We start from the raw sequence: 22,515 nt of genomic DNA on the forward strand, positions 1-22,515 counted from the left end.
AACAGGTATGATCAGAGTATTAGAAAAAGGTGTTTTGTCTTTTGGCGAGCCTAACTTCTGCGTATTCAACAACTGCGTTTTCAAAGTAAGATAAGGGAATGCGGCATAGAGGCGCTAAAAGAAATAGCTGTTGGCATTTTGTAGGAAGTGCCAACAGCTAAATTTCAATTAAGCTTTTTGCTAGATTATTAACTAAGGAGAGGAAAGATATGGTAGTATCAAAGTATAATAAAATATTTAATGTTGATGGCAGGAGCTTTGTTTATAACATGTCATCCAAAGCACTGATGGAAATAGATCAGGAAATGGAATCTTTTCTGAAAGGAGAAACAAAAGAAATTAAAGAAGATTTCTTAGAAGTGTTATATAATAACGGTATAGTTACTGAATCGCATAACTTTGAGCTAGGCAGAATGATTAATAACATGAACAATGTTAGATACGATTCCAAAAGGCTCAGTATTTTTCTTTCATTAACACCATCCTGTAACTTAAATTGTGTATACTGTTATCAGGATGCAAGAAAGGAGTTAAATGAATGTAATCAGTTCCTGATGCCAGATAAGTGGTCAGAGATTTTCCGTTATCTACAAAAAGTTGTAAAAGATAAGCAGCTTGATTCTTTAACAATATTTTTGTTTGGCGGAGAACCTATGTTAAAGAGTTCTGTATTAGAGAAATATATAAAAGAGTTAAGGACTTTAGACACAAGGGTTATTTTGGTGCTAATTACCAACGGAACCTTATTTAATAAGGAGAATGTTGATTTCTATTGCAAAAATATAGATTCCATTCAGGTAACAATGGACGGAATGAGAGAAACACACGACAAAATGAAACCGTATAAAAATGGGCGGGGTAGTTTTGATGTTATTTTGGAAAATATCAAATTACTTAGTCAGCATAATGTACAGGAACTGACATTGAGGATCAACTTGGATCAGAAAACCTTAGAGTCCGTGTATCAATTTGTGGACTTTTTATGTGATAATGGAATAAATAAATACATTGCAGCAACAAAATTTGCACCAATTTTCTCCACACAGAATGAAGTCTTAGGTTGTAGCCATTCAAACGAAGAAAGCCTGTCATTGGAAGCATTAGGAGAACTATATGTGTACGCTGCAAGAAAAGGGTTAAAGACTTATAAGGATTTTGATAGTGGGTTATGCGTTGGAAAGATTCAGAACGGCTTTACAATAGATGAAAAGCTGAATGTTTATGCATGTCCAGGTGTTCTATACCAGGAATCTTCTGCAATCTTGGCAAATGATGATATTGTTATCAGGGATGAAAAATGGTATCAGTTTTTAAATGATGACCCAGCTTGCATTAAATCTTGTGAATATGCTCCGATTTGCTTTGGTGGATGTAAGTGGTCTAAGGAGTGCAATAGAAAACTTTTCGAGACTGCTTTTGAAAAGATATTGCAGGCGTATGTAATTTCTTTTTACATGTAATAATTTGTAAAAATATAGGGAGTTTATATGATGGAAAAGGCAAAAGAAATCGTAATCAACACAAAAAAATTGTGTAAAAGCTATTCAAATGGGGAACTGCAGCAACATATTATCAAAAATATGGATATTCAAATTTACAGCATGGATTTTACTGTTTTTATGGGACCATCTGGATCGGGCAAATCTACACTTCTTCATCTTCTTTCAGGTATGGATAAGGTTAGTATGGGAGAGATATATTTTAAAGGCACAAATTTCACAAAATATTCTGAAAAGCAGCTGGCGCATTTTCGGAAAATTAATTGTGGTTATATTTTTCAACAGATCCATCTTATTGATAGCATGAATCTAATGGATAATGTATTGATAAGTGGTTTGCTTGCAGAAAAAAACAAGAAAAAAATAATTGAAAGAGGGAAAAAATTATTTGAAGAAGTTGGTCTAACTGATAAGGAATGGAAAAAATATCCCTCTCAAATATCAGGCGGGCAGATGGGGCGAGCCGGAATTGTAAGAGCGTTGATTAATAATCCTGAAGTAGTGTTTGCTGATGAACCTACAGGGGCACTTGATTCAACATCCGGAAAAGCAGTCTTAGATCTTTTGACAAAATTTAATAGCAAGGGACAGACAATCATCATGGTAACTCATGATTTAAAGTCGGCACTTAGAGGAAATCGTATTCTTTATCTTAAAGATGGAAGAATTAGCGGAGAATGCATGTTAGGAACTTATATGGGCGAATCAGAAGAAAGAAAGGATAGACTTATTCATTTTCTTGAAGAAATGGGATGGTAAGAATATGGTGAAAAATATAGTACTGTTAATGAAATCAAATATTAAAAAGAGTATGAAAACATCTTTTGCGTTTTTCCTGTTAAGTACGATTACAATATTATTGACACATACGGGATGCCAAATGACAGAAGGGTTCAAGCGGCTGTATCAGGAAAAGATAATAGAAACGAACAGTGCTGATTTTGCAGCAGTTCTCCCGTTTGACTTTTGCGAAAAATACCAGTCTGAAATAAACGCATTCCAGCAGGAATACGAAGATATTTCAAGTATAGAGATATCAGATGCAATACTGTTAAGAAATACCGATATCAGGAATGGCGATAAACAGGCAATTAATGGTAGTTGGGCTTTCCGTAATGCAGATAGAGAAGAAACGCTTTCTTCATTGAGAATAATCAGCCAGATGAATCAAATGCCGGAAAACGGTATCTATGTTCCTTATGTTTGTAAGACTTTTTTTGACTTTCAACTTGGGGATACTCTTTTAGTATCATCAGGAGAATTTAAGGAGTTCTTTATTATTGCAGGATTTACAGAAGATGTGCTTTTTGGTAGTAGGTCTAACATTGTTTTTGATTTGCCTCAAGAGCAGTTTTATGACATGGCAGCTAAAGCAGGTCCAACTTCTGAGGCTGCAATTGTTTTGATGCAAACAAATGGTAGCGTGGGAGAATTAACAAACAGGTTTGCTGAGTTTGTCGCATCAAAAGCAAATGAAGTGGCATTTTATAGTAGTTCAGATATTGAATATGCTGCGAGTAGTCGGAGCAATAATATAAATATTTATGTTATTATCATAAACATAGCTTCATTATTAGGAGTTGCGGTGTGTTTCGTGGTGATTGGCTTCCATATGCGTAGTACATTAGATCACGATATAAAGGAACTTGGAACATTAAAGGCAATTGGTTATGGTGGAAAGATGATAGTAATGACATACGCATTACAATTCTTGCTGCTGGGATTGCTCGGATCCATTACTGGCGTAGTAATTTCACAATTTATAATGCCAGCACTCATAAGTAATATAGTAACGGATATTGGATTTATATGGAGTAACGTATATTTAGGACTGACTTCAGCAAAAAATATTTTGATTATTCTACTGTTGATAAGTATTGTAACACTATTTCTGTCAAAGGGAATCTTATGTCTGAGACCAGTAGAAGCGTTTCAGGAAAGAACTCATATGTCAGGTTATAAAAAAAGTCGGACTACAATAGAAAAAATGCCTTTTCCGATTAATTTATCAATTACCCTAAAGATGATGGATCATGAAAGAGTAAAAAGCATCATGATAAGTGTTATTGTAGCTGTCATTATGAGTGTTGCAGGATTTGCTATCATTTTATTTGCAAGGCTGGTAAATGACAAAAATGGGCTATTGCAAATTACGGGAGCTGAAGTCTATTCTGTAAATATACAGGTAAGCCAACCAGAAGAAATAGAAGAAATAGCAGAAGAATTGAGAAAAGCAGATGCTGATAACATTATGCTTGCGATTGAACCGGGAAGTTCAAAGCTTTTATGCGGAGAAGATATGTATGCATCATTATGTGTATATAGTGATTATGAGCTTTTGGAAAACCCTTCTTTGTATGAGGGGCGTTATCCTATACATGAGAATGAAGTTGCAATCTCTGCAAATCTAGCAAGGGCACTGGAAAAAGAAATCGGTGATACCATAGAAGTATCTCAGGTATTTCAGGAGAATTCAAAAGAAGGTGTTTTTTTGATTGTTGGTTTGACGCAAGGAACCTATACTGGTGGTATGGATATATACCTTACAATGCAGGGTTTGCTTCAAATAGATCCTGTGGCAGAGTGGCAGTCAATACATGTTTATCTAAATGAAGGTGTTAATGCAGAAAATTACTGTGCTGAGATAATGAATACTTATTCGGAACGTTTGTCTTATGTGGGAGAATTTGATAATATTTTTTATTCGCAGCTTTCGCCCATTATAAGCAGTGTGGTCAGTGTAGTGTTTTTCATTATTATCATTATAATTCTTTTGATAATAATAATGGGATTTTTCGTGACAAACTCTATTTTATTGACACAAAAGACGGATTTTGGGATAATGAAAGCACTTGGATATTCCACGAAACAAATCATATCGCAAGCTGTAATGACGTTTATGCTTTATATTGCAGGCGGAAGTGTATTGGGAAGTATTTTCCTGTATTTTTGCTCAAATGCAGTAATAGGAGGGTTATTCCGTGGAATGGGAGTTTATAAAGTTGAATTTTCTTTCCCAATAGTTTGGATTATTTTGCTTTTCATATGTATAGAAGTAATTGGGAGTCTGACAGCATTTCTTTCAGCATGGAAAGTTAGAAAAATAGTTCCTTGTAATCTAATCAAAGTGGGATAATGTGATTCATCTGCTTACAGAAAGGAGCTGATATCTTGGTATATGATTGTTTAATCATTGAGGACGAAGTGCCACTGGCGGAAAATACCTGTAAATATTTCAACCTTTCAGGTATCAATACAGCAGTGGTATTCAGTATAAAGGAGTATTATGAATTTTTGAATGAGAATACGGCGCATTTGATCTTGTTAGATGTTAATTTGGGAGATGGGTGCGGGTATAATCTATGTAAGCAGATGCGCGAAGAATCACAGGTACCGATTATATTTATTAGTTGTCAAACAGAAGAAGAAAGTATCTTACTTGGACTAAATGTGGGCGGCGATGATTTTATATGCAAGCCATATTCTCTTCCGATACTTTTGGCGAAAGTAAAAGCGGTATTGAGGAGATATTCATCTGAAGATGATACAAAAAACATCTTCTTCGGAGAATGTCAGGTAAACACAGAAGAAGAAACGATTATGAAAAAAGGGCAGCCGGTTTTGTTGAAAAGAATGGAAAAGAAGTTATTATTTTATCTAATAAATAATAAAAATCGTCTGGTTGAAAAGGAAGAACTTTTTAAAGAGGTATGGCAGGAAGCATTTGTAGGCGAGGGAACTCTGAATGTTCATATCCGGAAAATCAGGGAAAAAATAGAAGAGAATCCTTCAAATCCTGTTTATATTATTACAGAGTATGGAAAGGGCTATATGTTTAAGCTGAAGAATACTTCTGATACAAATTAGTATAAAGAAGCGATAAGCTATTTGGTTTATTAGAGGAGAGATAAGTGAAGCGTTTTATAATTATTACTGTCAGTTTATATCTGATTGCTTGTGTATCACTGATATCTATTTTTTCTACTGATACATCAAATAAAATAAAAAATACGGAAGCCAATGATGTTATATTTACAATAAAGAATTATTGGCCGGACATAAATAATGCAATAAGTAATTTGCAGGAATATGAAATTGAATATATTGTACTTGACGCTGAGGGAAAGGAAATAGGGGCTTTTGGGCAAAATTTAAAAACAGATTATACATATAATTATATTCATAAAGATTATAGCGTGGATATTATAAAAGAAGGTGAAATTTGCGGAAAAATAATATTTATCAACCATGAGGATAATGAGTTAAGAAATAGAATTGGAGTATGGGCCTTATTATTCCTGGCTATATTTTTGTTGAAAGACTTGTTGGTAGTTTTCTATTTAAAGAAGCATGTATTTTTGCCGGTTCAAAAAATGAATACGTTTGCTCAACAGATTGCAAATGGAAATTTAGATATTCCTGTTAATAGAATAGCTAGCAGCTATTTTGGGGCTTTTTCGGAAAGTTTTGATATTATGAGGGAAGAATTGATTTATGCAAAAAAAAGGGAACAAGAAGCTGATAAATTGAGAAGAGAAATGATAGCTTCGATTAGTCATGATATCAAAAATCCGGTGGCTTCGATTCAGGCTGTAGCTGAGTATCAATGCCTGACAACTGACTCGGATGAACTACGGCAGGAGTTCCAGATAATCGTGGAGAAAACAAATCAGATTAGCGGAATGATTGCAAATCTGCATACCAGTATGCTAAATGATTTAGACAGATTGGAGGTTAATTCTGTAGCAACGGAAAGTTATGTAATAGAAAAAGCTCTCCATCACGCAGATTTCAAAAGAAAGATAAAAGATTTTACCATTTTAGAATGTCTTGTCATGATTGACAAAGTACGGATTCATCAAATTATGGATAACATTATTTCCAACAGTTATAAGTATGCTGATACAGAAATTGAAGTCATGTCACACTTTGAGGGTGAATATTTGTGCATCAGCATCAAGGATTTTGGATCAGGAGTGAAAAAGGAAGAAGAAGTCTTTTTAGCACAAAAATATTTTAGAGGGCAAAATGCAAAGGAAAAGGAAGGATCAGGATTAGGTATATATATATCTGAATATCTGATTAAAAGTATGGATGGAAAGCTTCGTTGTTATTCAGAGGAAGGAAAATGGTTTGAAATTAAATTATGGCTTTTATTGGCGTCTTGATCTTTTGGTTTTTACATAATAAGGAGGAAATATGCTAACATATTTTAAAAAGAAATGGTTATTTAGTAGCTATATTATTTTACTTGGGATAATTGTGGCATTATTATCAATTTTTCAAGGGATAATGCTTCAATTAATAGTTGATACTGCGGTTGGAAATCTTGATGTAGGTTTTACTAGAATTATTTTAATTGTAATCTTTTATGTAGTGCTTAACTATTTATTCGGTTTTTTGTATAAGAAAAACCTTTTCAGAATTTCTACGGATGCAATTGCTCATATTAAAAATTGCTTGATAGAATCTTTTTTGAATGAAAGGAATGTAAGCAATCATGAATTGACAGAGAAGTTAGCTGTAATGGAAAAGGATGTATCTCAGGTTTTTGAAAATTATTACACTAATTTTTTTGTACTTATAAATCAAATCATTCTTTTTTTTGTAGCTGCATTATACTTATTCTATACGAATGCTCTTTTAACTTTTGTGGTATTATTTAGCGGTATAATTAGTATTCTGATACCACAGGTTTTTGTGATGCGTGCGCAGACAGTAAATGCACAATATCTTAACGCAAATAAAGAATATGTGCATAATGTCAAGGAACTGATAAGCGGCTTAACTACTATTAAAATGTTTGAACTGGAAAAGAGTATTAAAAAAAAGGTTCAGGATTCAAACATGAACCTTGAAAAAAAACATCGCAGCCAACTAAGCTACCAATCATTTATAGAATGTCTGAGCAGTTCTATGAGTTTCTTGGTTCTTGCATGCAATGTGGTTTTTGCTGGATATTTATCGTATAAGGGTTATTTTACTATTGGCACTGTATTAGCGGTTATGCAGATTATGAATTTTGTCATGTATCCTCTGATGCAGATTCCTAGTATCATAATAGGAATGAAATCTGTTAAGCCGGCCATCAATAATATTGAAACATATATGAATGGAACAGAAGAAATGGGCGAAAGAAGGTTAGCATTAGATTCATTTAGAAGCATAAAATTTGATCATGTCTGCTTCGAATTAGGTGATACAAAAGAGTCTATTCTTGAAGACATAAATATAGATTTTCAAAATAATAGAAAATATGTGGTTGTTGGGAGCAGTGGAAGTGGCAAGACAACATTAATAAAATTAATTTTGGGATTATATAAAGACATTCAGGGAAGTATAATGATAAACCAGGATAAAAATCTAAAAGATCTCTCTTTTTTTGAATGGCGCAAAATGATAACCGTTGTAGAACAGGATATATTTTTATTCAACGATACAATTAAGTACAATGTATGTTTTGAAAAAAACAATCCAGAAATAGATATATGGAAATTGTTTAACATTGTAGGGTTACAGGATTTTATAGCTGCAAAGGAAAACAATCTTGAATATATGATTGATGAAAATGGAGATAATATATCAGGAGGAGAAAAGAAGCGTTTGGCAATGGCACGTGCTCTATACAAGCAGTCTAAGATAATATTGGCAGATGAGCCTACATCCGGATTGGATGCAGCTAACGCAAAACAAATAGAAGATGTACTTATAAATAGTAACCAAATGGTTATTCATGTTACGCATAATCTTGATAAGGAAATTTTGCAGCGGTATGATGAAATAATTTGTATGCAAAACGGCAAGGTTGTTGGTGTTGGTAATTATGATACGCTGTATTCCCAAAATTCATGCTTCCAAAAATTGTGTGAAGACTATAGATACAAAAAAGAAGTGTAATTTATTTATAATTCTAAAGAGTGTTTACCAGTGTTGTATTCGAGACATTAGAACTTGCTGAAAAAAGTCAAAAGCAATGGTGGGATTTTAGAATTGCCAGAGGAGTATCACGCAAGATTATTTCCTGAATGGGCGCTCACAACACCTACAAGTTGTTACTGTTCATTTCGTGACAGCTTTTTAGTTGCTCCATCTGTTATTTGAATGAGGCGTTCTAATAGGTACCCCAACTATGAAATAAATGTGTATTTGTTTCATAGTTGGGGTGCTAATACTCCTTGCTGTATATTTTAAAAATAAAAGTGAAATAATATATTTAAATCACCTGTAAACAAGCACGAGGATTCCTGGTGCGCATAAATTAAGATATATATGCAAGGAGCTATAAATATGCCAAAAAATAATAATGCTATAAATCTAAAGGACTTGATAATATCGCGCATTGAAGAAGTAAAACAAGTAAAGAAAAATAATCAGCAAAAGGATGAAACCTTTCAAGCGCATGCAAAAGAAACCCGTGATCGAATCAGAAATTTCGCAGATCAGTTTAATGATATATAGCAATTGGTGAGATCATATACACTCTATCTGCAACATCGAATCCTATATCCTTAAGCATTTTTATCGTAAATTCCTGAATTTTGTTTAGTATTTCAATTATAGTGGGCATTGTGTCACTCGCCTGTATACATTTACTAACTTTTCCGACTACAGTGATCTCTCCGCCCAAAACATATCCTAAGTGTTCTTTTGGAATTTTAAGCCAATCTTTATCAATTAAGACGATATATTTATTATTGCATAACAGCGCATCATATGGAATAAGTTCTTTTAAAAGGGCTATTTTGCTTCTTATCTCGCTAAATTTTTCGCTCGAAAATCTATCCGATTCGCTATCGTATTGGGAATAAATGTTTCGATAGGTTTCATCGCATAATTTTTGTATCCTTTCAAAATCTATATAATAAAACATATCGCTCAGAGAAATATATTTTTTTAACGCTGGGTCTGAAGTATCTGTTAATAGTCCCTTTTGCTCTATATATTCATGAAACTTACTATACATATTATCCCTTTGTACTTTTACTATTACATTTTGAGCCGTTTCGGTATTATTTTGGTTGTTTTGACTCCCCTCTATCACATCCGTAACAGTTCCCTCCACACCAAGTAATCCGCCACCAACTTTTCCATTCAAATTAACTTCACTGTTTGCCTTTTCACCAATATTTTCATTTGAATTTTCAAGTATATGCGTTGCCTGCAACTCTTTTGGAAAGCCCTTATATTTTTGAGCTGTAAACGATTCAAGAAAATTTGTATTTAAGTATATAAAATCCATAAACTGAAAATTATTTGCGTTATTCCCCATAACTTAACCTCCTCGTAAGGTATCTCAACTAAAATGCGCGTTCATGCCGTTTGGAATAATATTGTAAAGAACTTAATATATCTTCTAAAATAATGGTCGATGTCCCTATGGAATATAATCATCACTTTTATAGTCAATGGCATTTTCTCTATAAATTCCCATACTTTTAGAAAACTCCATTTTACATATGGGACACATAAAATTTTTTTCAATTCTTAATGGCGGCTCTTTCAAAAGCAAAACCAACGATGATTCTCCCTGATGATTTGCATAATAATTATCTAATGTATTCTGTTCTTCTTCTGATAACATTATATCATAATAGGCATGTTCTTCACCGCAATTTGGGCAAGATGGATTGACTCGATAGATTTTGCATTTTGTACTCGTTATTTCTTTCATAAATTTCACATGACCACGCTTTCTTTGCCTGCCTAAAATATTTAATTGACTTTCATGCCAGGCAAAATTTTCAGGCTAAAACAAGTTATCTTTGCTCTTGCGTCCAATCTTCTATTGTTAAACCAGCCACACGGTTAAATTCTCTCGTATTGTTTGTCACAATAATAAGCCCTCTTGACTTGGCGTGGCTCGCTATCAATGTGTCCATCGGACCAATCGGTGTTCCTTTCTTTTCAAGTTCTGCCTTGATTCTCCCATACTCTTCGGCAGCCCGTTCGTCAAATTGCAAAATTGTGATCGGGGAAAGGAACAGAGACATTGCAATACGGTTTCTCTCTACTGCCATGCTCTTCTCAACACCATGCATCAATTCTGCATAAGTAATTGCTGAAATGCACAGTTCTTCCGGATCATGCGAAAGAAATTTTTTAATCACAGTATCTGGTTTATGCTTAATAGCATAAATGCAGATGTTTGTATCTAACATATACTTCATAGAGCCTCACGCTCCTGCTCCACAGACTTATCGCGCCCATCATTCATGAAATCCTCTGAAAAAAGATTCAAGCTGCTTAAAAATCCAGACCATCTGTTTTCTTTTGGCATTAATATGACAATATCTCCGATTTTGTTTATAGCCACTTCCTCATCATTAAAACGATATTCTTTCGGCAGTCTAACTGCCTGGCTTCTGCCATTTTCAAATACTTTTGCTGTCATCATCTTTAAGCACCTCCTTATATTATAGTATATACCACGATATATATCATGTCAATGCCATCAGAGTCTGTATTTATTTTTTTACAGTAATAATGTATCACAATAACACTCAGATTGTCTTTATTCCACAAGAGTGCCGCTTTTGTTCCAAGACATTTCCAGCAAATAACAGATTCCTGATTAACAGTGGGAACATTTTATAGGATACCCACTTTCATTGCGGACTTATATTCGATATTCTATATCATGAACATTCATATAAATTATATACTTTCTGCTTGCTGCAGAACAGATATTTTCAGGATTCCCATATAAATAAAGGCTATCTGCGTGTGTGTAATATACGATCCATGTCGCGGTCTTTTTCCTTTTTTATGTGCTTATCTGGCTTTATGATCCATTCGCTGCGCTTTTTCATTCTCTTTTTCATGAGCTCCCCCTGTGCGTAAAATTTGTTTTCTCTATTCTTACGCAACAGGAAGGAAACTCTTGTTAATGTATATTTATCAACCTTACAAATATCACAGCTTTTTTACAGCACGCCGCCAGCCTCTTGATGTACATCTCCTGGCAAAACGTTTAGACCTGATACCCGCCAGTCAGTTTTTATGATACATTCCCATTTTTATCCCTAAAACTGAAATACTTTATCTTGTTCCGCTCTTATAAGACGAATGATAACAGGTCTGTTCAAATCAATTTTATTATTCACTTCCTCTTTTTTACCTGGCATTTTCCCGTTGGGTATAAAGTATCCGCTTGTAACCTCGTACGTTGGCAAATTACAATCTTTAGACTGTATATAATGTTTCCATTCTTTATAGGAAAATAATTTGCCCTGCATGTCATTTCTGCTGCATTTCAGCGCTTGTGTGAAGTAATACTGATTGCTGTTTACACCAAAAAATCCAATGCAGATATAACTGTCTTCTTTTTCCTGTTTTCTCAACAGTCTTTTGAGTATTGCCTCCGCTTCTGTTTCTTTTCCTGATAACATTAAAAGGGCAACTCCTGAGCGTGTATTGTGATCCAGCCGTATTAATTTATTATTCCAGTAAAAGTTCCACTGCTCCGGCGCCGTCCTCCATCCATAGTTATACGAAAATTTATCATGCTTTCTTGCCATGATGGAATCCTCCGTTTTCATTAATAAAGGCAAGCAATATCTTCATTTATTGCTTGCCTTACACTTCTTTATAATTACTGCTTATTAAATTTTTTCCTATTAGTCATTCATTTTTAAAATCGCATTATGATGAACCATAACCGTTATCCGCATCACCTATTTTTTCGTACAGCGGATTAAATCCATCCTCGCTGGTCATTACAAACGCACCAGAATCATTCATTATTATATGATACATAATGTCTCCAAATAAATCAGACTCCATTAAAAAGTACGTAACACCACATATATTTTCCTGCTTAATGGATGACCATGTTCCACTGTATCTCATAAAGCGGACACCTTCTGTTTTTATCAAGTATATCCCTCCCTAGCATTTTTTTGCAATCTCAATTTTTCTTTTTCTCAAAATTTTTCTGAACAATCAAATTTTCCATGTGCATGTTGTAACGCGGCGGAATAAAGTACCCATCTACTGCAGCTTTCCTGCAAATTAATTTCCCAAAATGCGTTTTAGTATTGTTGCCCTATGTCTTTACCAGACGATTTTCAAGTGTGTGTAATCAACCGGTGATTCCTTCAGGCTTTCTACCACCCTGTCATAACGGAAGAACCAGCTCATGTTCTTCACATTGATGTGTTCCGCTATCTTCTCGAGCGGTGCGCCGTCTTTAATCATCAGCGCCTGACTCAAGATACGCAGGTCATTATAGGTAAACGGCCTCACGCCGCAGGCTGTGCAGGCTTCATGGAGCCGGTTCTGCAGTGCCCTCGCGCTTATTGCCTTTCCTTTTTTGTTCAGGAAAAAATATGGCTGGCTGTCGGTACGCTGCATGGAATACCGGTTAATCAGTTCCACAATATCTTCCGGTAGTTTTACAAAGCGGTAAGCGTGTTCCGTCATTTTCAGGCGGATTCCGAAATTACCGTCCGCATCCTGCAGGAGCATATCCCGCCTTAAAGAAACCAGCTCATTTGTGGTAAGCGTTGATCGAAGCACCATAGAACAGGATAGAAAACCTGTCATATCGCCCTCGGACTTAAAATAAGCCAGAACTTTGTCAATACTGTCCAGTTCGGGCAGATCCTCCATACGGAACTGCAGATCCGGAAATATTACATCAATTACGGAAAAGAGGTTAAGGTATCCTTCCTGAATTTCCAAAATATCCGCATTTTCGTCCATATAGCGTGCTACGGCACGCAGAACGCTCAGATTGTAGTCCGTAGATTTCATTACACTGCTTTTTCCGTTGAAGTATGCTTTTATTGTTTCCTGCGTAATGTCAAGAAAATCGCACTTCGCATAGTCGCATAAAGCATTAAAAACATAGGTGTACTGCTGTTTCGTCCGTTCTTCCTGTATCTTTTCAGAATAATACTTCTTTAAGATAGTGATAAATTTGGTGCTTAAATAGGGAGAAAACGCAACAGTCTCTGTCTCAGCCATAAAACCCTCCTTTGCCATTCATAGAAAAAATCAGGGAAAGTGTAGTCAACTACGCACTATGGGAATGGAGCATCCCTTTCTCATGCCCCTCCTTTCATTTTTGCGCAGCTTCCTTTCTTTCCCTTTTTTCTTATTTATTCATTAACAAATCTCAATGCCTCAGATTGAGGCTGGAAATAACGAAACAGGCATGGTATCCCGCTCCGTTATTTCCATAGTGCGTAGTTGTCTGCATAGAATGATGTTCCAACTATTCCAGACCTGTCCAGTCGCCATGTAGCTCTGATATACTGCGTTTCTTATATATAACATTCCCGGAATCATAGCATGGCGTCAGCTGCCTTTTTTCCACACGTTCTTTGAACCGGTTCCGGCATAATTGCTCTGTCGTAACGGCCCGCCCAATCTGTGCATATTCCTCCTTTTCCTTATTCCATGCAAACGCGGCGTATTCATATGTACTGCATTTCTCCGCATCCGTATAGCTGGTCAGTGTGATGCCGGACTCAGCTGCCCATCCCATCTCTTCCTCAAAACTGTGTCCTATCCGGGCCAGCTTCTCTTCATCTACATCTAAAACGGCTATAATCCTCATTCCTCTTCCTCCTCATCCTGCATCGGATACCAGTGGTATTCGCAATCTATATTTTCACATTGTCCGTTCCACATGAGGCTTCCGCACTTAGGGCAGTCTGATACCTCATACGGTCCTCCACCCTGCATCTGCTCACATCCTTTCTCCGGCAGGTTCCATTTTTTTCATTTCAAGGAATTCGTTTAACTTCCCTGGAAGCTGCTTTATCATATCTATCCGCTCCTGTATCCGGGATATGGGATTTCCTTTGCTGTCATAGTCATCGTACATAAGGGAAACCATAAAACTAAGGATTAATTCCTTCAGTTCGTTGCTTTGCTCCTTTACCTGTTTTACAATCTCTACTCCTTCTTTCAGCAGTTCTCCCAAAAGGATACAGCAGCTTTCATTATCGGTACCAGACTGCTCCAGCCATTCACGCAGGCTGTGTTCTTCTGCACCTGTCCCGCAGTGGTTTTCTTGTATAAAATACCGGACTTTTTCCCCATCGTATATTCTTCCTAATGGGAAAAGGGCGCACACTGTAGGCTTAGCATCCTGCACAAGACATTTGTTGTGAAACAGGAAAGGACATCTTGCATCCGTCCTTAACCGGACAATAGGAAGTCCGGAATCTTTGCCCACGTACATCTCGCAGTATGTAATGAGCAGCTCCTTAAAAGAAATATCAAGATATTTCTGCAGACGCATAATGTCATAAGCAGTAAGCAGGATATCTCCTCTTTCTTTGCAGCACTGGCCACAGCAGTTGCATCAGAACCGGAATGTTCCCTCTGGTTCAAGGTAATTTAAATTCATGATATCTTTATAAGCCATCCTATAAAATGCTCCTCTCAAATAAAATAATAGTTAGGCGTCCTGGCTCCGTTCAGATCAAGTGCAAATTCCAGTATATCCGGAACCACATCCCTGATATGCCCGTATTTCTTTTCTTCAGCACAGTAATCCATCTGGCCGCCATCAATTTCTTCACAGAACTGGTCAAACAGGGTATAATCAATGGATGCGTCACAGCCTTCCGCAAAAAAGTCCGGCTCCGCCCCTTGTATCGTCATGATCCGCCCATCCTCCAGCACAATCCATATTGCATCAGACATATATGCCCTCCTTTCTTAGAACATAAAAAAGACAGAATAACTCTGCCTTCTCCAATACGGCTGCAAGCCGGGCTAAATAATATCTTAGTGGAATATCTACGCGGGAACCGCTATTGTTACTTCGCGCTTTTCCCGGTCAAAATAATATACATGGTCAGAAAGGTAATCCTCGGGCTCTACAACGTAGTTATTTGCCTTGTTTACCATTTCTGTAAGATAGGAAACATCTGTGTTTGGGTCTGAACGTACGGCGATAATTTCGTGAACGGAACTGGGCAACAGGTATAGATTGCTGTCAAGCTGGTCTGCCAGTTTTTTCAGTACAGGTATATTTAACAGCATCGCTGCGCCAAAAAAAAGCGATTGGTTTGCAAGGACTATCATTTCTTTCTCTATAAGCATGACATCCATCCCGTTCTGCGCTATATATACCGATTCTTCCGGAAAAAAATTCAATATTGGTGTTACAAGTGTATTGTCCTTGCGGTATGTATTTTCCAGTGCAGCCTGATAGATATCATTAATGTCCCTGTGCCACATGAGAATCTGCTTCCTGCTTACATAGAAGCCATTGCAGCCCCATTCTGTACAATCACAATAAAACAGGATTGCAAGGTCCAGGAATTTAATACATGCTTTCCCTTCCATATCCGCCTTGTTCTTTTTGTAATTCAATAAACGCAGGAATATTTTTTCCTTTACGCTCTCCCAATTGATGGAAATATTAATTTCATTCATTATATCTTTATCCTCCTTTTATTAAATTCCGCAAAAGCACTTTTCACAGCGTGAAATCAGCATCCATTTCCTGAATCTCGTCCGGATCAATCCAGTCTGCTTCACAAAAACAGGCAGGCTCTCCGGTTACAGGATCTGGAACTAAGTCACCTGCGTCAAGAACGACCTCTTGCGCTTTGTATGCTTCCTTTACACGTTCGATTGCATTTTCCAGGCCGTCTGTACCGGCTTCTTTTGTGTCAACGACAACAATTCTTCTTAATATCTCTGTGACTGCTATGCATTGTTTCATTACATATACCTCCTGAATTTTCAAAAAACGCTCAGGGATGGTAAAATCCTTGAGCGTTTCTATAAAATTTATCTGATTTGTTTACTGTTATGTCCTATGAACCGGACTGCTCCGTAGCCCTGATTCCTAATTGCAGCCAGTTCACAGTCCGGCTCATCCACGCCGACATTTCCTAAAAAATCCCCGCCGGATGTCTGTATCTGATAATATCCCTCACCCGGATATTGGGGATGCGGATAATACCGGCATACAATCTCACGCATATCTGCTTCATGTTCTGCAATAACCATAGACATAGAAATCCTCCTTTTATTCATACTGCAATCTATCACCTGATAGCTAATGTGGTTCCTGCGAAATCATGCCAAGATAATACATATCCTTTTTTCCGTTCCAGAAATGTGCGGCCAGATCCTCCAGGCGTTTCTTCCCATTTTTTAATGCCGAAAAATCTGCTTTTACATCGTCATTTGCATAACCTGAGTGGTTATTGTGGGAAATCGTAAGGCGGAACCTTTCGCCGCTTTCTACCCATCTGCCTTTTCCGTTGTTCTTTGCAATTGGATATGCACCAATAGTCAGTCCGTACAAATCAGGATATTCGGGCGTATTGCGACTGCTCCAATCCTCTAACTGGATCTCTGTTCCATTTGGCATGACTGCCCTTTCAATGATTTCCATGATTGCCTCCCTTCTACTCTTTATTCAGATTTGGCTTTTTCTGAGGCTGTTACCAGGTAACACATGATGCTGCATTCCGGAAATACTTCAGTATCCATATTTCCTCTGTCCGGTTCCAGTTCGTCAAGATATACCGGATGCCCCTTATAATCTTTCAGCATCGAGTGGCCGACCGTTCTTTCCAGTGCCGCCCTCTGCTGAAAGACTTCCGGAAAGTCTTTCCTTATCCTGTTCCAGTAACCAAAACCTCCTTTCACACACCCCACGCAGTTATTATTTGGATAACCCATTTCATACATCAGGGGTCTGGGAAAAGAAAACAGCTTTTTAAAGAGCCCGTGAACATCTTTCTTTGATAAATTTTTCTCAATCAAAGGAAATTCGTGCTCTGCCTGCGGATTTTCTGTCGCAGTCCGGTCTGCCCTGTTCCTTTCTTTTAAATCAAAGCCCCACACATAAATAAGCTCACATCCATGATGTTCTGCTTCCCACTGCTTCCGGATTCTCTTTTTGAGCCAGTTCGTACATGGCGCAAACCCGTTCCGGGGATTGCGGAAACCGCCAAATGCCCTGACGCAATCTTCCACGCATGCATACTGGCTTGATTTTAATATTTGAATCTCCTTTCCGATTGCTTTTTCGCAGTCATGGATAAATCTCATACTGTCCTCGTGCTGATCGGCAATATCAATATAAATCCACTCGTCAACATTGCCTGCAAGGTATCCTGCCATGAAGGATGATATTCCTGCCGAGATCCAGCATACTTTTAATTTCTGTTTCATAACACCACGAAACAAATTCCGTTCGTGGATAGGGCGTCTGGCCTCCCATGCTACTTCGATACGGCTTTCGCAGAACAGCTCCCACCATACCTCTTTCACGCCGTTGATCCGCCCTTTTCTTCTCTGTGTTTGACACCCTCACAGGTCAACCCGGTTTACCGGGATTCGTTATTACTCCTTTCCTGAAATGATTTTGTTGTTAAATCCAATATCCTGATACCGACCTGTTTTCATGTAATCTCCCGGGATTTTTCGGGACAGCGGCATACTCAGCCGTTTATTACCGATAAGTAAAATCAGCATTTTTCCATACCTCCTAACAAGTTTTTACAGAGCCTGCCGATCATTTGGCAAGTTCCCTGACACATTTTCCCGCGCAATGTAAATCGCGTTCTATGCCAATTAACAGACGGTTTCTGTAAGCTTTCAGTTCGCTCAGCATAACGCTTCCCCATTCCCATTCATATCCTATGGTGGCATATCCGTACAGCTCCCAGTCATCTTCGTAACGTTCACCGCCTACAACAAGCCATGTCCCGGCTCCACAGGGATTGAAATATTTAACGATTACTTCCGCTTCAAACATATCTTCGGTTTCAGGGAATAAACCTATCTGTTCCAGCTTTTCTTCAATTTCTTTTGTCATAAGTTCCATATAAGTACTCCTTTTAATCAATAAAGAATAGTATAAGATCCCTGCTTCGTATCAAGCGCAGATTGTATCATATAAATTGACACACACATAATCCGTATCCAATCTGCGCTCCAGCTCATCATAGCTGCCTGCGGATATCCCGTACTTTGCAAACCATTCCAACATATCGCTCTCCTGGAAAAAATAAATTTCCATATCTGTTTCTTCTCTCAGCATCTTTTCGTAAACCGTGCCGCCTGCATCTGCATCCAGCTTCAGCAAGACACGGTACCTGACATCCAAATACACGCCGTAAACATCAGTATTGATAAAGATGCGCTCTCCTGGTTCTTCTGCACGAAGGACGAAATCCAGTCCATAATGCTCGGCAATCTTTTGGTATGCATCATAAAGAGGACTCCATGCCGTCTCCAACTCTAAGCAAATATAAGTGTCCTCAATGTCCATGCAGACAACATCTCCCCGAAAGCAAATACCGTCCGTAGGAATATTCAGCCGTTCCAACAACAGAACCAGCCGTGTGTCGGCATGAATCCCCATTGAAGGGTAACAGCCTAACAAATCTTCTTTCAAACGGGATACGGCATTCCCTGGAGTATCCTCTTTCGGGAATAAAACTACTGTGTCAGAGCATACATTCGCCATACCGCACTGCCTCCTTCCAATGAAAGATTCCTGTAATCTGAGCTTCATTTCTCATAAAATTCCTCCTTTAAAAAACAAAAAGGCGGTACGGAATGTTAACCGTATCGCCTTTCATATTATAATATTCCTGATTTCCTGCTTACTTTTACAGTCCCTGCAACATAGCCAGAATATGCATATCACCTTTATATAATATAATACGAAGGAATGCTCTCCCTGTTTATACTCAGTGCGAACATAATAATGACAGGAATTGTATCTTCATGGTTATCATAATTCGTTCTTTCCGAATTGTAATCCATCTGCCCGCCATCTTTTTCTTCGTAAATCCCATCATATAAAGTGTAGTCGATTGCACTATCGCAGCCTTCCGTGTAAAAAATCGCATTCCGCAAAGCTGTATTCCGGAACTTCCTACGTTGCCAGGACAAGCCGTACTGCATCTTCCATAACTTATTCACTCTTTTATGTCAGGTGCGTTTTCGCTGTCCCTTACACACCTTTCACAATGACAGTCCTCCTGGTCGCAGTAATGAGATCCTTCTTTTCCGCTTTCGATATACGGATAGCATACCGGTTTTCCAAACTGCATCAGGGCATCCGTTATGCTTTCACGGACTTCTGCTAAAATTCGCATATCCCATGGGAACAGTTTTTCCCTTTCTTCATCCGGAATGCCAAGATAGCTGCAGCATACATCATAAGTCGCATTGTCTATCAGATCCTGTTGACGCACCATAGCATCTGTCATTTCCAGTTCTTTACTGCTGGTTCTTATTTCGTCCATATTTGCCTCCAAATAAAAAACTGCCCATTGACCACAATAGTCACAAGCAGCTTTCCTTCCTTATTATATTATTTAAAACTTAAACTTTGAGATTCCGTAAATCGGAATAGTGATTGTGTTATCAGCTTTTCCGCCGCAGGTATTTCCTTTTGCATACAGCACGTAGTCGGCTTTCTTCTTTTCCAAAGCTTCTGCTGCAGTCTTTCCGCTGTTTTTTCCGGATTTAACTTCAACCGCATATGTCCTTTCCGATGCCAGTTCTTTTACATAAAAGTCAATCTCACCGTTACCCAGGGTTGCAAAAGCGGGGGTTTCCAGTGCGATTTCGCTCGGGTGTGCAATCCGGCGCCTCAAGTCAAGGTAAACAAAATTTTCGTTTATAATACCGGATACCGTGGCTTTTGGGACGCCTGCCTTTATCAGAAAATAGTTTGCAAGTCCGATGTCTAAGAAAAAGCATCTTGCCTTTGCCTTAAAATCCAAAATGTTGCATTCAGGCAGCTTGCCGGCAAACCCTATGATCCCGGAACTATAAAGCCAGTCGATCGCCCTGTTTATCGTTGCCTTGGTTATATTGCTGGAGTAATCCTTCACAACAATGCCCTGCAGTTCCTCGCTGAAGCTGTCCGCGTCAAAGCCTTTCTTCTCTTTGGCCAGAATGCGGGCAACACCAGAGAAGATGTTTTCATAAACAGCAGCGTCCAGTATGTCCTCGAAGTATCTCCTGCTCTCATTGGTAAAAAGGCGGATGATTTTTAGCAGTTCAGCCTGACAGTCCTGCAGGGGCGCATTTTTCAGATATTTCAGGACAACACTCGGATACCCGCCAATCATGCAGTAATCATTATATAATTTCTGCAGCTCCTGATAGATTTCTGCATCACTTTCTCCGCACAGACTCATCTTCTCATACAGATCGATGCTGTTAAGGGCTGTCAGAAATTCTTCAAATCCAAGCGTGCAGATTTCAAGGTAATCCAAGTCACCGGAAGAATACTTAAACTCCTGTTTCAAAATTCTTCCCAAATAACTCCCTGTAATGATGAAATCGCATTTCAGCGTGCGCGTGAATTCCCGGATGCGGTTATAAATGTCTGCCGATTCCTGAATTTCGTCAATGATAACAATTGTGTCCTCTGAATCCTCAAAATCAGGCTGATACCTTTTAATCAGTTCATATATTGGATTCTGGTATCTTTTCCCTGATTTCATTTCCTGCCACAATTCCTGGTACTGCACCAAAAAAAGTTCCCCGGAAAGATCCAGCAGATTTATGTATATCTTTTGGCTATACTGTTCATCTGCAAATCGGTTTACAATATAGGTTTTACCTACCTGCCTTGCACCGGATACTTCCAGCGTGGAATGGTCCGGACGTTTTTTCCAGGCCGTCAGCTCTTCATATGCTTTCCGCTTCAGGTACATCGCAAATCCTCTCCTTTCTGCCTGCACAAAAGTTCATTTACCATATATGATGAATGACCTGTACAGGTCGCCTGCCATATTTATTATTATATCAAAAAAAAAAGCATTTACATAGAGAAAACAAAAGTTTTGTGCAATGCCCTTCAATAAGCAGGAAATACAGCATTCCAACAGGCAATCCTTTGCAGAATGCTGTAGGGCTGAATAACCGCCAGCTCGTAAATCTGCTTGGCTATGGTTTCCGGCTGCATGACAAAATATACGCCGTTGCCCTGCCATGTCCCTTTCGTTCCGTTGATCCCATTGTAAAATTTTATAGGTATGCCGGCCCAGTACCGCAGATTTTCCGTATAATCATCAATCAACACATCTGATGGGCGTATTCCGCCAATCTTTTCCAGCGCGTGCTCCTTTCTGCCCCCACAGGGACAGTATATCTGCCTCTCCTCCGGCAGATGAAGATGCTCTTTTACCCATGCTTTTTTATCCGACTCAGAATGACTGTCCTGAAATACGCAGGATAAAATATACAGCTCAATATCGGGAAGCTGTTCCAATAATCTGAAAGCTGCCACGACGTTTTCCTGTATGGGAATGCTGGAAAAATACCCCTTCTGGGTTAGGTGTTCCTGCGGCACATCCTGCCAGACCGCAAGCACTCCGTCCAGATCAAAAAAAATTCTCTGTTTGTTCATACAAAAACAGGCAGCTTTTACGCTGCCACCTCCTTTTTTCATAGATAAAATTAATATAAGAAAGAGCGTCTTTATTAAGATACGCTTTCCATATTTTCATATTTAGTTTTTTAGCCTGCTTTAAATTTGGGGAATTAGAACCGTCCAAAGTGTGATCCCTAGTTGAACGGAAGTTCCTCATCAATCCCGTCAGGGATATTCATGAAACCATCACCGGAAGCTGCGGATGCCGGACTGCTATTGTCTGCCTGCCGGCTCCTCTCACTTGCGTTCTTGCTTTCCGCAAACTCACATTCTTCTATTATCACATCGGTTGTATATACAGTCTGGCCCTCCTTGTTGGTGTATTTCCCCGTGGTAAGCCTGCCGCTGACTGCGATTTTTGTTCCTTTTTGCAAATACCTTTCCGCAAACTCTGCCCGTTTGTCAAAAGCAACGCAGGATATAAAATCTGCTTCCGCTTCACCCTCGCGATGGAACCTCCGGTCTACCGCAAGCGTATATCTGGCGATAGCCATTGCATTCTCCCCTGTAGAATACCGTACTTCGGGATCCCGTGTGAGGCGTCCCATCAAAATTACTTTGTTCATAGTGTTTTCCTCCATTCTGTTATTTGTTTTCCTGATCTTGTGACAGATTAACATGCGGCAGGCT

Annotated in this window: 29 protein-coding genes and 1 pseudogene; 7 read left to right on the forward strand and 23 right to left on the reverse strand. The window is 38.3% G+C overall.

The features are described 5' to 3' along the window. Positions 1 to 209 precede the first annotated feature (209 nt). From VSQ61_RS17180 to VSQ61_RS17210, 7 genes are all read left to right on the forward strand, one after another. A complete protein-coding gene (locus VSQ61_RS17180) occupies positions 210 to 1,460 on the forward strand; it encodes a radical SAM protein (RefSeq protein ID WP_334345622.1) in 1,251 nt (416 codons plus the stop codon). A 27-nt stretch (positions 1,461 to 1,487) separates the two neighbouring features. Next, on the forward strand, positions 1,488 to 2,258 hold the full coding sequence (locus tag VSQ61_RS17185) for an ABC transporter ATP-binding protein (RefSeq protein ID WP_334345623.1): 771 nt from the start codon (positions 1,488 to 1,490) through the stop codon (positions 2,256 to 2,258). 4 nt (positions 2,259 to 2,262) lie between these two features. Beyond that, positions 2,263 to 4,635: an ABC transporter permease gene (locus tag VSQ61_RS17190; protein ID WP_334345624.1), complete on the forward strand. Its 2,373-nt coding sequence runs from the start codon at positions 2,263 to 2,265 to the stop codon at positions 4,633 to 4,635. Positions 4,636 to 4,670: 35 nt separating this feature from the next. Continuing rightward, positions 4,671 to 5,366 (forward strand): response regulator transcription factor, encoded by a 696-nt coding sequence (locus tag VSQ61_RS17195; protein ID WP_334345625.1) that lies wholly within the window; start codon positions 4,671 to 4,673, stop codon positions 5,364 to 5,366. A gap of 44 nt (positions 5,367 to 5,410) precedes the next feature. Beyond that, positions 5,411 to 6,667 carry a HAMP domain-containing sensor histidine kinase gene (locus VSQ61_RS17200; RefSeq protein WP_334345626.1) on the forward strand — a complete coding sequence of 419 codons (1,257 nt, stop codon included), beginning with the start codon at positions 5,411 to 5,413 and terminating at the stop codon, positions 6,665 to 6,667. Between the two features lie 31 nt (positions 6,668 to 6,698). Next, on the forward strand, positions 6,699 to 8,396 hold the full coding sequence (locus tag VSQ61_RS17205) for an ABC transporter ATP-binding protein (RefSeq protein WP_285946426.1): 1,698 nt from the start codon (positions 6,699 to 6,701) through the stop codon (positions 8,394 to 8,396). 390 nt (positions 8,397 to 8,786) lie between these two features. Then, positions 8,787 to 8,957 (forward strand): hypothetical protein, encoded by a 171-nt coding sequence (locus VSQ61_RS17210; RefSeq protein WP_334345627.1) that lies wholly within the window; start codon positions 8,787 to 8,789, stop codon positions 8,955 to 8,957. Here the strand turns inward: VSQ61_RS17210 and VSQ61_RS17215 are convergent. From VSQ61_RS17215 to VSQ61_RS17325, 23 genes and pseudogenes are all read right to left on the reverse strand, one after another. Continuing rightward, entirely contained in the window at positions 8,944 to 9,768 is an 825-nt protein-coding gene (locus VSQ61_RS17215) for a DUF6414 family protein (protein WP_334345628.1), read from the reverse strand. The genes VSQ61_RS17210 and VSQ61_RS17215 overlap by 14 nt on opposite strands. Positions 9,769 to 9,873: 105 nt before the next feature. Beyond that, entirely contained in the window at positions 9,874 to 10,170 is a 297-nt protein-coding gene (locus tag VSQ61_RS17220; RefSeq protein WP_334345629.1) for a hypothetical protein, read from the reverse strand. An 85-nt stretch (positions 10,171 to 10,255) separates the two neighbouring features. Further along, positions 10,256 to 10,666, reverse strand: a complete 411-nt coding sequence (gene vapC, locus VSQ61_RS17225) for a type II toxin-antitoxin system tRNA(fMet)-specific endonuclease VapC (RefSeq protein WP_334345630.1) — start codon at positions 10,664 to 10,666, stop codon at positions 10,256 to 10,258. Next, entirely contained in the window at positions 10,663 to 10,893 is a 231-nt protein-coding gene (vapB, locus tag VSQ61_RS17230) for a type II toxin-antitoxin system antitoxin VapB (RefSeq protein ID WP_334345631.1), read from the reverse strand. The genes vapC and vapB overlap by 4 nt, the downstream gene beginning before the upstream one ends. A 628-nt stretch (positions 10,894 to 11,521) precedes the next feature. Further along, positions 11,522 to 11,887, reverse strand: coding sequence for a hypothetical protein (locus tag VSQ61_RS17235; protein ID WP_334345632.1), 366 nt, complete (start codon positions 11,885 to 11,887; stop codon positions 11,522 to 11,524). Between the two features lie 253 nt (positions 11,888 to 12,140). After that, entirely contained in the window at positions 12,141 to 12,374 is a 234-nt protein-coding gene (locus VSQ61_RS17240) for a hypothetical protein (protein ID WP_334345633.1), read from the reverse strand. Between the two features lie 177 nt (positions 12,375 to 12,551). Beyond that, complete coding sequence (locus tag VSQ61_RS17245; RefSeq protein ID WP_334345634.1) at positions 12,552 to 13,466, reverse strand: tyrosine-type recombinase/integrase; 915 nt, start codon at positions 13,464 to 13,466, stop codon at positions 12,552 to 12,554. A 250-nt stretch (positions 13,467 to 13,716) separates the two neighbouring features. Continuing rightward, complete coding sequence (locus VSQ61_RS17250; protein ID WP_334345635.1) at positions 13,717 to 14,061, reverse strand: hypothetical protein; 345 nt, start codon at positions 14,059 to 14,061, stop codon at positions 13,717 to 13,719. Beyond that, complete coding sequence (locus VSQ61_RS17255; RefSeq protein ID WP_334345636.1) at positions 14,058 to 14,189, reverse strand: hypothetical protein; 132 nt, start codon at positions 14,187 to 14,189, stop codon at positions 14,058 to 14,060. Before VSQ61_RS17255 ends, VSQ61_RS17250 begins: the two co-directional genes overlap by 4 nt. A 4-nt stretch (positions 14,190 to 14,193) precedes the next feature. Further along, positions 14,194 to 14,802, reverse strand: a pseudogene (locus VSQ61_RS17260) (YkgJ family cysteine cluster protein); the annotation flags it as partial. 92 nt (positions 14,803 to 14,894) lie between these two features. Next, on the reverse strand, positions 14,895 to 15,158 hold the full coding sequence (locus VSQ61_RS17265) for a hypothetical protein (protein ID WP_334345637.1): 264 nt from the start codon (positions 15,156 to 15,158) through the stop codon (positions 14,895 to 14,897). 96 nt (positions 15,159 to 15,254) lie between these two features. Beyond that, positions 15,255 to 15,896, reverse strand: coding sequence for a DUF5688 family protein (locus tag VSQ61_RS17270; protein ID WP_334345638.1), 642 nt, complete (start codon positions 15,894 to 15,896; stop codon positions 15,255 to 15,257). A gap of 43 nt (positions 15,897 to 15,939) precedes the next feature. Then, on the reverse strand, positions 15,940 to 16,188 hold the full coding sequence (locus VSQ61_RS17275) for a DpnD/PcfM family protein (protein WP_334345639.1): 249 nt from the start codon (positions 16,186 to 16,188) through the stop codon (positions 15,940 to 15,942). Between the two features lie 68 nt (positions 16,189 to 16,256). After that, positions 16,257 to 16,484: a hypothetical protein gene (locus VSQ61_RS17280; RefSeq protein ID WP_334345640.1), complete on the reverse strand. Its 228-nt coding sequence runs from the start codon at positions 16,482 to 16,484 to the stop codon at positions 16,257 to 16,259. 43 nt (positions 16,485 to 16,527) lie between these two features. Beyond that, entirely contained in the window at positions 16,528 to 16,869 is a 342-nt protein-coding gene (locus VSQ61_RS17285) for a hypothetical protein (protein WP_303661777.1), read from the reverse strand. Positions 16,870 to 16,889: 20 nt separating this feature from the next. Next, a complete protein-coding gene (locus VSQ61_RS17290; protein WP_334345641.1) occupies positions 16,890 to 17,753 on the reverse strand; it encodes a phosphoadenosine phosphosulfate reductase in 864 nt (287 codons plus the stop codon). 72 nt (positions 17,754 to 17,825) lie between these two features. Further along, positions 17,826 to 17,957: a hypothetical protein gene (locus VSQ61_RS17295; protein ID WP_334345642.1), complete on the reverse strand. Its 132-nt coding sequence runs from the start codon at positions 17,955 to 17,957 to the stop codon at positions 17,826 to 17,828. 40 nt (positions 17,958 to 17,997) lie between these two features. Beyond that, positions 17,998 to 18,309, reverse strand: coding sequence for a DUF2958 domain-containing protein (locus VSQ61_RS17300; RefSeq protein WP_303661775.1), 312 nt, complete (start codon positions 18,307 to 18,309; stop codon positions 17,998 to 18,000). A 51-nt stretch (positions 18,310 to 18,360) separates the two neighbouring features. Further along, on the reverse strand, positions 18,361 to 18,954 hold the full coding sequence (locus VSQ61_RS17305; RefSeq protein ID WP_334345643.1) for a DUF1281 family ferredoxin-like fold protein: 594 nt from the start codon (positions 18,952 to 18,954) through the stop codon (positions 18,361 to 18,363). A 457-nt stretch (positions 18,955 to 19,411) separates the two neighbouring features. Beyond that, complete coding sequence (locus tag VSQ61_RS17310; RefSeq protein ID WP_303661772.1) at positions 19,412 to 19,741, reverse strand: hypothetical protein; 330 nt, start codon at positions 19,739 to 19,741, stop codon at positions 19,412 to 19,414. 72 nt (positions 19,742 to 19,813) lie between these two features. Further along, complete coding sequence (locus VSQ61_RS17315; protein ID WP_334345644.1) at positions 19,814 to 21,166, reverse strand: ATP-binding protein; 1,353 nt, start codon at positions 21,164 to 21,166, stop codon at positions 19,814 to 19,816. 143 nt (positions 21,167 to 21,309) lie between these two features. Next, positions 21,310 to 21,861 (reverse strand): 5' nucleotidase, NT5C type, encoded by a 552-nt coding sequence (locus VSQ61_RS17320; protein ID WP_160274315.1) that lies wholly within the window; start codon positions 21,859 to 21,861, stop codon positions 21,310 to 21,312. 158 nt (positions 21,862 to 22,019) lie between these two features. Then, positions 22,020 to 22,451: a single-stranded DNA-binding protein gene (locus VSQ61_RS17325; RefSeq protein WP_334345645.1), complete on the reverse strand. Its 432-nt coding sequence runs from the start codon at positions 22,449 to 22,451 to the stop codon at positions 22,020 to 22,022. Positions 22,452 to 22,515 lie beyond the last annotated feature (64 nt).

This window comes from Candidatus Merdisoma sp. JLR.KK006 (genome assembly GCF_036941035.1).
In the GTDB taxonomy this organism is placed as follows: domain Bacteria; phylum Bacillota; class Clostridia; order Lachnospirales; family Lachnospiraceae; genus Laedolimicola.